Here is a 14,143-nt window from a genome sequence, read left to right as displayed (position 1 = left end):
GTGTCGGTGCTCCGTTCGGTGTTCCTGGCCGGTGGCCGCGTCCCCGCCGCGCCTTCCTCGGTACGGTCCCTTCGGAGGAAGGCTCTCTGTGAGCGAATCAGCACGTGCCGATGCCCGGCAGCAGGACCACGCGTCCGAGGCGCGGGGCCCCGCCCCGGCGTCCTTCGCCGGCCTTGGCCTGCCGGCCGCGGTGCTGCGCGTGCTCGACGAGCACGGTGTGACCGTGCCCTTCCCCGTCCAGGCGGCGACGCTGCCGAACGCGCTCGCGGGACGGGACGTGCTGGGCCGGGGCCGCACCGGGTCCGGCAAGACGCTCGCCTTCGGCCTGGGGATGCTCGCCCGGACGGCCGGGCGGCGCGCGCAGCCCAAGGAGCCGCTGGCGCTCGTCCTGGTGCCCACCAGGGAGCTGGCACAGCAGGTCGGCGAGGCGCTCACCCCGTACGCCGAGGCGCTGCGGCTGCGGCTCGCGACCGTGGTGGGCGGAGTGTCCATCGGCCGGCAGGCCGCCGCGCTGCGGGACGGCGCCGAGATCGTCGTCGCCACGCCCGGTCGGCTGCACGACCTCGTCGAGCGCAAGGGCTGCCGCCTCGGCCGGGTGCGCGTCGCGGTCCTCGACGAGGCCGACCAGATGTGTGACATGGGGTTCCTGCCGCAGGTCACCGAGATCCTGGACCAGGTGCGTCCCGACGGGCAGCGGATGTTGTTCTCCGCCACCCTCGACAGCGACGTCGACCAGCTGGTGCGGCGCTACCTGCGCGACCCCGCCGTCCACTCCGTGGACCCCTCGTCCAGCGCGGTCTCCGCGATCGAGCACCACGTCCTCGTCGTGCACGGCCCGGACCGGTACGCCGTGGCCACGGAGATCGCCGCCCGTGACGGCCGCGTCCTGTTGTTCCTCGACACCAAGCACGGCGTCGACCTGCTCACCCGGCACCTGCGGGCCCACGGCGTGGCCGCCGCGGCCCTGCACAGCGGCAAGGCGCAGCCGCAGCGGACCCGGACGCTGGCCCAGTTCAAGGACGGGCAGGTCACCGCGCTGGTGGCGACGAACGTCGCCGCACGCGGCCTGCACGTCGACGACCTCGACCTCGTGGTCAACGTCGACCCGGCCACCGATCCGAAGGACTATCTGCACCGCGCGGGCCGCACGGCCCGGGCCGGTCGCTCCGGCACGGTCGTGACGCTCGTCCTCTCGGGGCAGCGCCGCGAGACGAGCCAGGTCATGGCGGACGCCGACGTCACCCCCAAGGTCACCAAGGTGCGGTCGGGGGAGGCGGAGCTGAGCCGGATCACCGGTGCGAGGGCCCCCTCCGGGAAGTCTCTCGACGAGGGCGCGGCCGGAGCGCGCCCCAAGAACCACAACGCCCCGTTCCGCGGCCTGGGCAGCACCAAGGACGCGAAGGGCGGCTCCGGCGGCAGGCCGTCCCGCAAGGGCGGTGAGGCCCGCAAGCTCGCGGAGGCCCGCAAGGCGGCCCGGGTGCGGCGCGGCGGCTGAGCCCGGCTTCCCGGACCGCCCTGCGGCGCTTCAGCCCTGCGGCGCTTCCGGTCGGCCGCGCTTCCGGTCGGTGGCGCTTCGGCCGCGCGGGCCCGGGCTGCCGGGGCGCGGGGTGCCCCGGGACGGTGTGCCACAGGGCGGCCGAAGTGCGGCTGCCCCGCCGGGACCGGAAAGCCCTCGGGAAGCGGTCAAAGGGGCGACCGCGAGGGTGGTGCACACGTCTGTCGTCCGTTCCCCGCGGCGTGCAGAATCGGCCGCATGACGATCACCGCGGGCGCGCCGCCCACGCACCACACGCCCGCAGGACTCGCCCTGGGGTTCCTGACGGGCGGTGTGATCGGGGCGTCGCTGACCGCCTTCGTCAGCGGATGCGTCGTCGAGAAGGTGGCGCTCGTCGTCACGGGGCTGGCGCTGCCCGCGGTCTACGGCCTGGGCTTCTTCCTCCTCACCCTGCCGCGCCGCGCCCGTGAGGCCGCCGTCGCACCGCGCACGGCGCTCGCGATGATCGAGAGCCTGGAGGCCGCCGGGGGTGAGGCCAGCGACGTACCGGTGCGGTTCGACCTGACCGTCGCGCCGGACGACGCGCCCGCCTACCGCGTCGAGATCCGGCAGGACGTCAACGTCGTCGAGCTGTCCGACTACCGGCCCCGCGGCGTCGTGGTGGTCACGTACCCGCCGGACCGGCCGTGGAAGGCGCGGATCGTGAAGCGGCCCACGCCGGAGTGGGAGGAGCGGGCGGCCACGGAGCACTTGGACTCGGTGCCCGGCCCCGCCATGAGGAGCGAGGCCCCGGAGAGCCTGGCGGGCGGTCTCCTCACGCTCCTCGGGCTGCTGCTCGGCGCGGCCGCCGTGCTCCTGCTGTTCCGCGCCGACCTGTTCGGCTCCGACGGGAGCGGCACCTCGCGGGAGCCGTCCGTCTCGTCCTCCTCCTCCTCGACGTCGTCGACGACCACCGTGACGTCGGCGACCGGTACGGTCACCCTCGGCCCGGGCCAGTCGATGCTCGACCGGGGCGAACTGCGCAGGGCCGTCGAGTCGTTGACGCGGGGCGAGGGAAGGCGCCGGGCGCTCACCGTCGTCGTGCAGGACCGCCTGCTGACGGTCGTGTTCTCTCCCACCGGCGTGCGGGGCGCCGGGTTCGACCCGCGTTCCCTGCCCTACGATCGCGTGCCCGCGCTGGTCGAGAAGGCCCGGGCCGCTCTCGGCGTCGACCCGACGCGGAGCTGGCAGCTGACGGCCGACGGCGTCAGCGGCTCGCTCACCCTCAGGGTCGTGGTGACCGGAGAGGGGGGTACGGCAACGCTGGAGGCGGACGGGCGGGGCAAGGTGCTGCGGGGCAGCGGCAGTTGACCGGGCCGGCAGGAGGAGGGGCGCATGGGGTGGGACGAGTTCTTGGTGCTGTGGTGTGCGGTGTGGGGGGCGGTGGCGGTGGCCGGGTACGGCATGTCGCTGGCCGGGGTGACCAGGGCGCAGCGGACGGTCCGGCTCACGGGGCGGATCGAGCGGGTGCGGGAGCCCCGTCACGGCGGGTCCCGGGCGGGCGGGATATCGGTGGTCGTCTCGTACCGCGATCCGGCCTCCGGGCAGGAGGTGACGGTGACGAACGAGGGTGAGCGCGGCGAGGTGATCACCGCGGCGTGGGAGGGCCGGGAGGTCGGGATCAGCCACCCGCGGGGCAGACCGCACGCCTACCGGTTCTCCACCCTCCCCGAGCAGGCCAGTCGTGGCCTTGGCGGGCCGAACTGCGCGCTCTTCCTGGTCTACGCCGGGCTTGTGGCCCTCGCCGCGGTGGACCGGGGGTGGCCGTGGGCGTTGATCGGCTTCGGCGGGCCGGGGGCGGTCTTCGCTGCCGTCCACCTGCCCGGGACGGTACGGGCCAGGCACGACCGCGTCGGCAGGCTGGCCGCGATGGAGGCCGCGCGAGGGCGGATCGTCGCGGTCCTGAGGGACGTCACCGTCGACCAGGACGACGGCCACACCTCGACCACCCTCACCCCGGTCGTCTCGTTCACCACCCGCGAGGGTACGGCCGTCACCGCCCACTGCACGGCACACGTGCCGGACCCCGCCCGCGCGTACGGCCGTGACGTCACGGTCCACCACACGCCCGCCGATCCGTCCGATTTCACGCTGGACCGCGCGGCCGAGCAGCGCTCGCAGAACCTGGACGTGGTGGTCAACGTCCTGGCGATCATGGTGCTGGCGGCGACGGCTGTGGTGGGAGCGGCGCTGCTGTGAGGCGCGGCGCCCCCGGCGGCCCGTCCCGGCGCGGCGCCACGAGCCGGGCCCCAAACCTGTCGTGGCCCTGCGCCTCCCCGGGCCGTCGCGCCGGTCACAGGCCGAGGATGCTGAGGGTTTCCGGCCGGCGGTCGGTGTCCTCGTCGGCCTCGGCCTCCGCGGCGGCCGTCTCCGTCGTGACGAGGCTGATGACGGTGCCGCTCTCCTCGAACAAGATCTTCCGGTCGGCCAGTTCGGCAAGGCGCGCCCGCACCTGGTCGATCGGGACGCCCAGGTCGGAGGCCAGCTTGGCGGGGCGGGCGGGGGACGTGAGCCGTCGCAGCAGCGCCTCGGTCCCGGGTTCGACCGGGATCCATCGGCGGGTGCCGAACCGGGTGTCGAGCACGCCGGGGTCTCCGGCGCCGTCGGCCGTGAGCACCAGGCGGGGCGGGGTGTCCTGCTGCCAGGCGGCGTGCCAGGCGTCGGTCAGCTCACGCAGCTTCGTGATCCACTCGATGGACTGGAGCTGATACGGCGCGAGGTTCTCGTCGACGAAGAAGTAGGCGAGGTCGTGGAGCTGCTCGTCCGGCACCACGGGGTAGGCGAGCCGGTAGAACTCCAGGGGCTGCAGGGCGAGTCCGTACTCGTCCCGCTTGGTGAAGTACGGGCTGTACCGGTCGAAGCGGACCAGGAAGGTCCCGTCGGGCGGCGGCAGGTGGACCAGGTTCGGCAGGTCCGTCGCGTACTTCCGGTAGACGTCCTCCTCCTCGCCGGGGAAGCCGATGAGCAGGTTCCACACCGGAACGACGTCGTACCGCAGGCACTTCTGGAGGAACTGGAGGTTGAGGAACGACGTGGTGCCCTTGGCCATGAGTTTCAGGGTCGAGGTCGCGAGGGCCTCGATGCCGGGCTGCACCTCGCGCACCCCGGCCTGCGCCATGGCGCGGAAGTCGCGGTCCGAGATGGGCACCTTCACCTCGTAGAAGAGGCGCGCTCCGGGCGGCGTCCTGAGGTGCGGGAAGACGTCACGCGGGTAGTTGCGCGGCATGATGTTGTCGGTGCCGTGGAACGCGGTGCACCACGGGTGGTATGTGAAGAGCCAGTGGAGCTGTGCCAGCGCCTTCTCGGGGGCCATGGCGCGATATCCCATGCCCAAGCCGTTGAGCCCGCAGAACGTGCAGTGCGAGCGCTCTCCCCACCAGCAGCCGCGGGACGTCTCGAAGTAGAGCGTGGGTTCGTCCGTGCCGCCGCTCGCGCGCAGGGCTTCCTGGGAATCCTGGAACTTGTCGACGAAGCTCTGGTACTCCGGCTGTACGTAGTCGTCGATGTCGCAGTCCCGGCCGATGGCGCGGCGGAATCGGTCGACGCTCACATTGTGCCTGGTCATCACTCCGGGGATGGCCTCGGCCCGTTCGGGTTCGCCGTCGAGCAGGCGCCGGACGAACTCGGGAAAGGTGTGCAGGGCGGGCCCGGAGAAAATGAAGTCGAGGGCGGGTATCCGCTCGGCGAGGACCGCACCCATGGGGGCTTCGCAGTTGGCTCCGCCCATGATCGTGGTGACCTCGGGATTCCGCTGCTTGATCAGCTGCGCAAGGGCGATGCTGGGGATGCTCTGGGAGAACATGGAGGTGAAACCGACGATGTCGGCCGTCGCGAGGCCGTAGTCGTCGATGACGCCTTCGCAGAAGTCGCCCAAGCGGTTTCGTATGCGCAGCAGATGGGACCGGAAATCGCCCGACCGTTCGTCGGCGAAGTAGCGCTGGAAGTAGTCGGTCGTGTTGTCGTCGGAGTCCGGGAAGGCCAGGTTGCGAAAGAGCCACTCGCCGATTCCGGTGGTCAGGTTGTCGTATTCGTTGGCGAGCCGGTTGTATTCACCGGCGCCGAACGAGAGCGCGAAGTCGATGTTGACGTAGCAGATGTCGGTCCGCACCGAATCGCCGAACGCGCGCTCGGTGTGCGCGGCGAGCTGACTCAACGCCACCGACGGGCGGTACCAGTCGGCGAACGGCATGTTGACCAGGGCGATCCGCATGGTGCTCTCCTTCTCCGTGCTGGGTCGGAGCGTCCTGCCGGTCGCTCGGGCCGTCACGCCCGTGTCGCGCCGCGCCTCGCCGGAGGCCGCTCCCTCCGGGCGGAGGCGCGGCGAATCGACCAGGGACGACGGATGACAGGAGAAGCGCGAACGACGCGGCCGGATCATGGGACAGCAGGTGGCCATGCGAGGCTTGCAGATGCCTTACCGGGGTGCAAGGAGCGCACAGGAATGTGCGGGGAATGCCTGGCTGACGCCTTCTGACGGTATGCCTTCACCCTGCCGCGCGCCGTCATCCGGCCTTTCGGGGCGGAGGGAATGGACGGGTCTGATCCCGGAGCGCGGGTCAGTGTTCGCGGGGTGCGATCACGGTGCCCGTCCGCTCGTCCCGTACGAGGATTGCCTCCGCCGGACAACTCTCGCTCGCTTCGAGTACGAGATCGTTCTGCCCGACGCGGGGGCGGGTCGGCTGCGCGCGGTTGTCGACCAGCTGGAAATAGTCGGGTGCGATGCCCTCGCACATGCCGGACCCCATGCAGAGGGAGGTGTCGACTTTCACGCACCAGGGTTCCTTGCTCGGCGCTGTCATGTGTGCCCTCCTCCGGTTCGTGACACCCTGTGCCGCCGGTGCCGCGGGAGCTGTTTCACCGTCACGGCGGCCTTGATCGGGCATCGTTCGCATTACGTGAATGCCAGCATGACGGGCCGTCCAGCATAGAGATGTCCTGGTGCCAGGACATTAATCCGAACGTGGTGGGAAGTTCGGCCCGGGTACGGCGCTTGACCTCATAGTGCCGAGGTTGGACAGTGGGGACGCCTGAGGGCCGGGCCGCCGGATGAACGGCTGCCACCTTTATCGACTCCGGAGGGCTTCGGCTGCCGGAGATTTTCTTTGCGGACGCCCCTGGAAAGGGGTGCCTTTTCGGTTCGGCGAGACCGCGTTCGGCCGTGCCTCGATATGACTCATTCTCTGGTGCGTTTCCTGTGGTGGGGTGATGGACGTGCGAGAACCGGTGGGCCTGGAGCGGTCGCCGAGCAGGGCCGCCGAGTCGACCGCACCCGGCCTGGACGTGACGGTCCCGACCCTGGTCGACCGCTGGGCCGCGCAGACCCCCGAGGCCGTGGCCGTGGCGTGCGGTGACGTCCGTCTGACCTACCGGGACCTCGTCGACCGGGCGGACCGGCTCGCGCGGGCCCTGGCCGGGCGCGGTGTGGGGCCGGAGTCGGTCGTCGCCGTGGTGCTGCCCGCGTCGGCCGGCCTGATGGTGGTCCTCCTGGGAGTGCTGAAGGCCGGTGCCGCGTACCTGCCGATCGATCCGGACTATCCCGCCGAGCGGGTCGCGTTCATGCTCGGCGACGCGCGGCCGGTCCTGGTGCTGACCACGGAACAGGCGTCGGCCCAACTGCCGCGCACCTGCCCCCACGTGACGCTCGGCGACCTCGACGGGCTGACAGACGCCGTCGACGCGACCGGCCTCACCGGCCCGGCCGCCGCGGGCCGGACCGCCCCCGCCACGTCCGCGCCCACGCCCGCGCCCACGCCCACGCCCACGCCCACGACACCCTCGTACGGGACGGCGGCCCGCCACCCCGACCAACTCGTCTACGTCATCTACACGTCCGGGTCGAGCGGTGTGCCCAAGGGGGTCGCCGTCACCCACCGGGCCCTGGTGGCCTTCGCGACCGACCGCGTCTGGCGCACGGGGACGCAGGAACGCGTACTCCTGCACCTGCCCCTGGCCTTCGACGCGTCGGTGTATCCCTTGTGGGTGCCGCTGATCAACGGCGGCCGGCTCGTCGTCAGTACCGCGCGGGAGCTGACGCCCGCCACGCTGGCGGCGATGGTGGCCGACCACGGGGTCACCGCGGCCATGGTGATCAGCTCGGTGTTCAACCTGCTGGTCGAGGAGGACGCGCACTGCCTCGCGGGCATCCGTGAGGTGGTCGTCGGCGGGGAACGCGTCTCGCCGCCCTTCGTCCGGCGTGCCCGGGCCGCCTGCCCCGGCACCGTCTTCGCGAACCTGTACGGACCGACCGAGACGACGGTGTTCGCTACCGCCCACGTGGTGGCGCCCGCAGCGCGCTCGGACACACCGGCGGAGACGGGCATACCAGCTGAAGCGGGCATACGGGATGAAGTGGGCGTGCCGGGTGATGCGGAGCCCGTCGTCGAGATCGCCGGGGAGGTCCCCGTCGGGCGCCCCTTCGAGCACATGCGGGCCTTGGTGCTCGACGAGCGGCTGCGGCCGACGCCGCCGGGGACGCCCGGCGAGATCTACCTCGCGGGCGTCCAGCTGGCGCGCGGCTACCTGAACAGGGCCGGGCTCACCGCCGAACGGTTCGTCGCCTGTCCGTACGGGCCCGCCGGCGCACGCATGTACCGCACGGGCGACCTGGGGTTCAGCACCCCGGACGGCACGCTGGTCTGCCAGGGCCGGGCCGACGACCAGGTGAAGGTGCGGGGGTTCCGCATCGAGCTGGGCGAGGTCGAGACGACCCTCCTCGCCCACCCGGCGGTGGCCCACGCGGCGGCGGCCGTCCACGGCGACGACGGCCTGGGCAAGCACCTGGTGGGTTACGTGGTGCCCGCCGGCGGCCCGACCGCGCCGGGCGGTGCCGAGGCGGAGCGGCTCGGGGAGTTCCTCGCGCGGCGCCTTCCCGGACACATGGTGCCCTCGGTGTTCGTGACCCTGGACCGGCTGCCGCTCACCCCGAACGGAAAGCTGGACCGGGCCGCCCTGCCCGCGCCGGAGTTCGGCACCGGCGCCTACCGCGCTCCCGGCACCGCGCGCGAGCAGGTCGTCGCCGAGGTGTTCGCCGAGGTGCTCGGTCTGGAGCGGGTGGGGGCCGACGACGACTTCGTCGCCCTGGGCGGCGACAGCATCCAGTCGATTCAGGTGGCGGCCCGCGCCCGCGTCCGGGGCCTCGCGCTCGACGTACGGGAGATCCTCCAGCGGCGCACGGTCACCGCCCTGGCGACGGCGGCGTCCGCCGACGGGCGCGGCGAGGCCGACGGGAAACTGGAGGAGCTCGAAGGCGGCGGAGCGGGGTGGATGCCGCTGCTGCCCGCGGCACGGTGGATCAAGGACAGGGGAGCCGGGTTCGAGCGGCTGACGCAGGCCGTCGTCCTGGAACTCCCCGAGGGCATCGGCCGGGACGGTCTCGTCGCCACGGTGGCCGCCGTCGTCGACCGGCACGACCTGCTGCGGGCCCGTCTCGTACCGGACGGAGTGGTCGTCGAGCCGCCGGGCCGGGTGGACGTCGGCCGCCTGGTCCGGCGGGTCGCGTGCGACGGGCGCTGGGACGAGGAGAGCTGGCACCCCCTGCTCACGTCCCACCTCCAGGCGGCAGCACGCGAGATGGACCCCGGCCGGGGCCTGCTGGCCGCATGCGTGTGGTTCGACCCCGCCGCGGGGCCGGGCCGCTTGCTGCTGGTGGTGCACCACCTGGCCGCCGACGGGGTGACCTGGCGGATCCTGATGCCGGACTTCGCCGCGGCCTGGAAGCGGATACGGGCGGGGGAGCGGCCCGCGCTGCCGCCGGTGGCCACCTCGGCGCGACGCTGGGCGCACGCGATGGCGGACGCCGCGTACGCCGAGGCGCGCGTGGCCGAACTGCCCTACTGGCGCTCCGTCCTGGAGGGGCCGGACCCGGAGTTGGGAGCACGGCGCCTCGACCCGGCCGTCGACACCATGGACACCGTGCGGCAGGTGCGGGTCTCGCTGCCGCCCCACGTCACGCGGACGCTGCTGACCGCCGTGCCCTCGGCCTTCCACGGCGGCGTCCACGACGGCCTGCTGACCGGGCTCGCCCTGGCCGTCGCGCACTGGCGCCGGCGGCGGGGCACGGACGAGCGGTCCCTGCTGCTCCGCCTCGAAGGCCACGGGCGGGAGGAGAAGGAGGTCGCACCGGGTGCGGACCTGTCCCGCACCGCGGGCTGGCTCTCCAGCGTCTTCCCCGTACGCCTCGACCTGGACGGGGTCGACGTGGCGGAGGCCTTCGCCGGGGGGCCGGCCGCGGGCACGGCCCTCAAGCTGGTCAAGGAGCAGTCGCGAGCCGTCCCCGGCAAGGGCATGGGGTACGGGCTGCTGCGCTACATGAACGGCCGGACCGCCCCGGCGCTCGCGCCCTACCCGCTCGGCCAGGTCGGGTTCAACTACCTGGGCCGCTTCTCCGCCGCCGACCTCCCCGACGACCTGCGCGGCCTCGGCTGGACGCGCACCGGTGACCGCGCCGAGCTGGAGACCCTCGCGGCGCTCGACGCCGGGTGCAACCCCCTCATGCCCGCGCCCTGCGAGCTGGCCGTCACCGCCACGGTGGCCGACGACGCCGACGGGCCGCGCCTCGCGGCCACGTTCGCCGCGCCGCGGGGCGTGCTCTCCCGCGCGGAGGTGCGCGAGCTGGCCGGCCTGTGGCGCACCGCCCTGGAGGGCCTCGCCCGGCACGCGCACGCACCGGGCGCCGGAGGCCTGACCCCCTCGGACGTGCCGTTGGTCACCGTGACGCAGGGCGAACTCGACGCGTGGGGCCAGGAACACCCGGGCCTCGCGGACGTATGGCCGCTGACCCCCCTGCAAGCCGGGATGGTGCACCACACGACGCTCGCGGCCGCGGGCTCCGGGACCTACCACGTCCAGCTCGTGATCGGGGTCCGCGGCGCGGTCGACGCCCCGCGGATGCGCGCGGCGGCCCGCTCCCTGCTCGACCGGCACCCGGCCCTGCGCACCGCGTTCGTGACGACGGAGGCGGGGGACCGGGTCCAGCTGGTCGTCGCGCGCGCCGAGGCCCCGTGGCGCGAGGTCACGCTGCCCGACGACACCGCGTTCGAGGCCTTCCTGGCCGAGGAGCGCGGCGAGCCCTTCGACCTGGCGGGCCCTCCGCTGCTGCGGTGGACCCTCGCCCGCGTCGGCCCGAGCCGCGCCGAGCTGATCCTCACCGCCCACCACGCCCTGTTCGACGGCTGGTCGGAACCGATCCTGGCCCGAGACCTGCTGCGCTCGTACGGCGGGGACAGCGCCGTCGCGGAGCCCCGGTCCTTCAAGGACTTCCTGGGCTGGCTCGCGCGGCGGGACGGGGAGCGGTCGGCGCGGGCGCACGCGGAGGCGCTCACCGGGCTGAGCGAGCCCACGCTGGTGGCCCCCGCCCCTGTCCCCGACCTGGCCCCCGCGCCTGACCCGGCCACCGCCGTTCCCGCGGCCACCGACCCCACCGACCCCGGCGAACTCGACGTACCCCTGAGCGACCGTGACGCGGACACGCTCGCCCGGCGCGCCGTCGAACTCGGCTGCACCCTCAACAACGTCGTGCAGGCGGCCTGGGCGGTCGTGCTCGGCCGGCTCACCGCGAGCACCGACGTGGTGTTCGGCGGCGCGGTGTCCGGCCGGCCCCCAGAGGTGGACGGCGTCGAGTCGATGGTGGGGATGTTCCTCAACACCGTTCCGGTGCGGGCGAGGTGCGGGCCCTGGCAGACGCTCGCCGAGGTGGCGGCGGGGGTGCGCGCCCACCAGAACGGCCTGCTCGGCCACCACCACTGCGCCCTGCCGGACGTGCACGAGGCCGTGGGGCTCGACGTCCTCTTCGACACCCTCGTCGCCTTCCAGTCCCATCCGCCCCTGCGCCCGGAGATCGCCGCGGCGGGCGCCACGGGAGGACTGGACGTCACGAGGTGCCGGTCCGTCGGCACGTCGCACTATCCGCTGGTCGTGTACGCGGACCAGGACCACCGGCTGCGGCTGCGGCTCCAGTACCGGCGCGGCGCCTTCGACCGGACCGCGGCCACGCGGGTCGCGGACGCGTTCGGGTGCGTGCTGCGGGCGTTCGCCGACGACCCCCGCCGCTCGGTCGCCTCCGTGGCCGTGACGGAGCCCGGCGTGACGGTCCCGGACACCCCGGGCCCGGCACGGCCGGCCGCCCCCGCGCACCGGGCCCCGGCCGTGGACCTCTTCGCCCGGCGCGCGGCCACGGACCCCGACGCGGCAGCCCTGATCACCGACGGGTCCGCGCCGACCTGGCGAGACCTGAACGACAGGGCGGACCGCCTCGCGCGGCGGCTGCGCCGACGCGGCCTGGGACCCGAAGCCGTGGTGGCCGCCTGCTGCTCCGACCCGGCCGACCGGGCCGTGGCCCTGCTCGCCGTGGTGAGGAGCGGCGCCTGCCTGCTGCCGATCGACCCCGGTGACCCGCGGGCGTGGACCGCCGCCGTCCTGGCGGACGCCCGCCCGCGCGCCCTCGTCGCGGACCCGGCGGCCGCCGCCCTGACCTGGCCGGGCCTGACGCCGATACCGGTCGACGCCCCCGGCGACGACGGGCCGGACCCCGCGCCCGTTCCGGGCGACCCGGCCCCGCCCCGTTCCGTCCGGCCGGAGCACCTCGCCTACCTCCGCTACGGTCCGGACGCGGCGGCGCAGCCGTACGCCGTGGCCCTCACCCACGCCGCCCTGGCCGACGGCGCGCCCACGGCAGGCCCCGGGGCGGGTGCCTGGGACCCGCTGCTCGGCCTGTGCCTCGGCCGCACCGTCGACGTGCGGCGCGACGCACCGCCGCCGGACGCCCCCTGCGCGAAGCACGCGGAGGCCGTGGAGCACGCGGAGGCCGTGGAGTCCGTCCACGTCCGGCTGCTCGGCCCCACCCTCGCCCCGGCCGGGCCGGGCGCCGTGGGGGAGCTGTACCTCGCCGGGGAGTTCGCCCGCGGCCTGCACCGGCGCCCCGGGCCCAGCGCCGGGCACTTCGTCGCCGACCCCTACGGGCCGCCCGGCTCCCGCATGCTCCGTACCGGAGTACGCGCCCGGCGCGGCGCCGACCACCGGATCGAGCCCCTGGGCGACCGGGCGCGGACCGAGGCCACGGCGGTGGAGACCGTGCTGCTGTCCCACCCCGAGGTGGCCGGAGCGCTCGTGGTCACCGACGGACACGGGACGACCGGGACGACCGGGTCCACCGCGTACGTCGTCACGGTCGACGGACGTCCGGTGTCCACGCACGAGGTGCTCGACCTCGTCGTCCAGCGGCTGCCCGCCCGGGTGGTCCCGCTCGGCGTGACGCGGGTCGAACGGCTGCCGTCCGGCGCGGCCGGGGCCGCCCGCCGGCCGCGGCGGGCCGCAGCCGGCCGCAGAGCGCCGCGCGACGAGCGAGAGACCACGCTGGTCAAGCTGTTCACCGAGGCGCTCGGGCACGACGGACTCGGCATCGACGACGACTTCTTCGCCTGCGGCGGCAACTCCCTGCGGGCGACCAAGCTGATCAACCGCATGCGCGCCGAGATGGGGGCGCAGGTGTCGCTCCGGACCGTCTTCGCGTACCCGACCGTCGCCGAGCTGGCCGCGCGGTGGACGACCGTCGCCACGGCCGGCCGCCCCGGGCTGCGCCGGGTCACCGAGATCCCTGAGGAGTAGCCGCGCATGAGTGTCGACATCGAGGAGCTGGTCCCGGAGAGCCCCTACGTCTGGCGGGCGCGCAGGCCGGGGCACCGGCGGCGGCTGATCTGCTTCCCGCACGCGGGCGCGGGCGCCGCCGCCTACACGGCCTGGGCCGAGCGGCTTCCCGCGGACGTCGAACTGGTCGCGGTGCAGCTGCCCGGCCGCCAGAACCGGATCACCGAGGAGCCCTTCACCGAGGTCGGCCCGCTGGTCAGGGTCCTGGTCCACGCCCTGCGCGCCGTCCTGGACGGCCCGGTCGCCTTCTTCGGCCACTCCTGCGGGGCCGCGCTGGCCTACGAACTCGCCCAGGCGCTGCGCGCGCGGGGCCACCGGGGCCCCGAGCAGCTCTTCCTCTCCGCGCAACCGGCGCCGGGGCAGACCGGCGTACGGCAGCTCCACGAGCTGCCGGACGACGCGTTCCGCGCCGAGATCATCCGGCTCGGCGGGACCGAGGCCGAGATCCTCGCCGACGAGGACGTGATGGGCTCCCTCCTGGCCATCCTGCGCGCGGACTTCGCGCTGTGGGAACGACACCGCCTGACCGCGGGGCCGCCACTGGAGTGCCCCCTCACCGTGCTCGCGGGCACGGCCGACCCCCGGTCCCCCGTGGAGACCCTGAGCGCGTGGTCGGCGTGCACCACCAAGGACGTCACCACCCGGCTGTACGAGGGCGGCCACTTCTACTTCCTGGACGAGCTGGCCGACGTGGTCGCGTACATCGGCGAGCGGACACTGGCCCCGGCGACGGATGGGGGAACGACATGACGCACGTCGACGGGCCCGGCCGGCACGACCAGGCCGACCGGCCCTCCCCAGGCGGTCGGTTCGCCCGGCCCGGTGCGCTCGGACAGCTCGACGAGGAGGCCCTCGTCCGCGTCGCCGACGCGGCCCGGCGGCTCCCCAGCGTCGCCGACGCGGCCGCGGTCGCCCGCAGGACGGCAGGACCCGCCGCGCCGCCCGCGCCCGCCGCACCCGGCCCGCCGC

7 protein-coding genes and 1 pseudogene are annotated in these 14,143 nt (G+C 74.2%); 6 read left to right on the top strand and 2 right to left on the bottom strand.

The annotated features are described in order from the left end of the window. The first annotated feature begins 88 nt into the window (after positions 1 to 88). The 3 genes from QK440_RS20180 (at position 89) to QK440_RS20170 (ending at position 3,733) form a co-directional block, all read left to right on the top strand. Positions 89 to 1,495 carry a DEAD/DEAH box helicase gene (locus QK440_RS20180; RefSeq protein ID WP_282794553.1) on the top strand — a complete coding sequence of 469 codons (1,407 nt, stop codon included), beginning with the start codon at positions 89 to 91 and terminating at the stop codon, positions 1,493 to 1,495. 258 nt (positions 1,496 to 1,753) lie between these two features. Next, complete coding sequence (locus tag QK440_RS20175; RefSeq protein WP_282794552.1) at positions 1,754 to 2,845, top strand: hypothetical protein; 1,092 nt, start codon at positions 1,754 to 1,756, stop codon at positions 2,843 to 2,845. 24 nt (positions 2,846 to 2,869) lie between these two features. Continuing rightward, positions 2,870 to 3,733 (top strand): DUF3592 domain-containing protein, encoded by an 864-nt coding sequence (locus QK440_RS20170; protein WP_282794551.1) that lies wholly within the window; start codon positions 2,870 to 2,872, stop codon positions 3,731 to 3,733. A 94-nt stretch (positions 3,734 to 3,827) separates the two neighbouring features. On the opposite strand, the gene QK440_RS20165 is transcribed toward QK440_RS20170, so the two are convergent. After that, positions 3,828 to 5,744 carry a RiPP maturation radical SAM C-methyltransferase gene (locus QK440_RS20165; RefSeq protein ID WP_282794550.1) on the bottom strand — a complete coding sequence of 639 codons (1,917 nt, stop codon included), beginning with the start codon at positions 5,742 to 5,744 and terminating at the stop codon, positions 3,828 to 3,830. 346 nt (positions 5,745 to 6,090) lie between these two features. Beyond that, a complete protein-coding gene (locus QK440_RS20160) occupies positions 6,091 to 6,333 on the bottom strand; it encodes a ferredoxin (RefSeq protein ID WP_282794549.1) in 243 nt (80 codons plus the stop codon). A 406-nt stretch (positions 6,334 to 6,739) separates the two neighbouring features. Between QK440_RS20160 and QK440_RS20155 the strand changes: the two genes are divergently transcribed. The 3 genes and pseudogenes from QK440_RS20155 to QK440_RS20145 all read left to right on the top strand — a co-directional run. Beyond that, positions 6,740 to 13,135, top strand: coding sequence for a non-ribosomal peptide synthetase (locus QK440_RS20155; RefSeq protein WP_282794548.1), 6,396 nt, complete (start codon positions 6,740 to 6,742; stop codon positions 13,133 to 13,135). A gap of 6 nt (positions 13,136 to 13,141) precedes the next feature. After that, positions 13,142 to 13,924, top strand: coding sequence for an alpha/beta fold hydrolase (locus QK440_RS20150; RefSeq protein WP_282794547.1), 783 nt, complete (start codon positions 13,142 to 13,144; stop codon positions 13,922 to 13,924). After that, positions 13,921 to 14,143, top strand: a pseudogene (locus QK440_RS20145) (hypothetical protein); the annotation flags it as partial. The gene QK440_RS20150 and the pseudogene QK440_RS20145, both read left to right, overlap by 4 nt.

Origin of the sequence: Streptomyces sp. CC224B, assembly GCF_030010595.1 — a bacterium.
Lineage (GTDB): Bacteria > Actinomycetota > Actinomycetes > Streptomycetales > Streptomycetaceae > Streptomyces > Streptomyces longispororuber.
This window is presented reverse-complemented; position numbering and strand designations above follow the sequence as displayed.

What these genes read in the sequence shown, in the direction of transcription:
- QK440_RS20175 (WP_282794552.1), top strand. Translation starts at nt 1,754, where the DNA reads ATGACGATCACCGCGGGCGCGCCGCCCACGCACCACACGCCCGCAGGA.
- QK440_RS20170 (WP_282794551.1), top strand. Translation starts at nt 2,870, where the DNA reads ATGGGGTGGGACGAGTTCTTGGTGCTGTGGTGTGCGGTGTGGGGGGCG.
- QK440_RS20165 (WP_282794550.1), bottom strand. Translation starts at nt 5,744, where the DNA reads ATGCGGATCGCCCTGGTCAACATGCCGTTCGCCGACTGGTACCGCCCG.
- QK440_RS20160 (WP_282794549.1), bottom strand. Translation starts at nt 6,333, where the DNA reads ATGACAGCGCCGAGCAAGGAACCCTGGTGCGTGAAAGTCGACACCTCC.
- QK440_RS20155 (WP_282794548.1), top strand. Translation starts at nt 6,740, where the DNA reads ATGGACGTGCGAGAACCGGTGGGCCTGGAGCGGTCGCCGAGCAGGGCC.
- QK440_RS20150 (WP_282794547.1), top strand. Translation starts at nt 13,142, where the DNA reads ATGAGTGTCGACATCGAGGAGCTGGTCCCGGAGAGCCCCTACGTCTGG.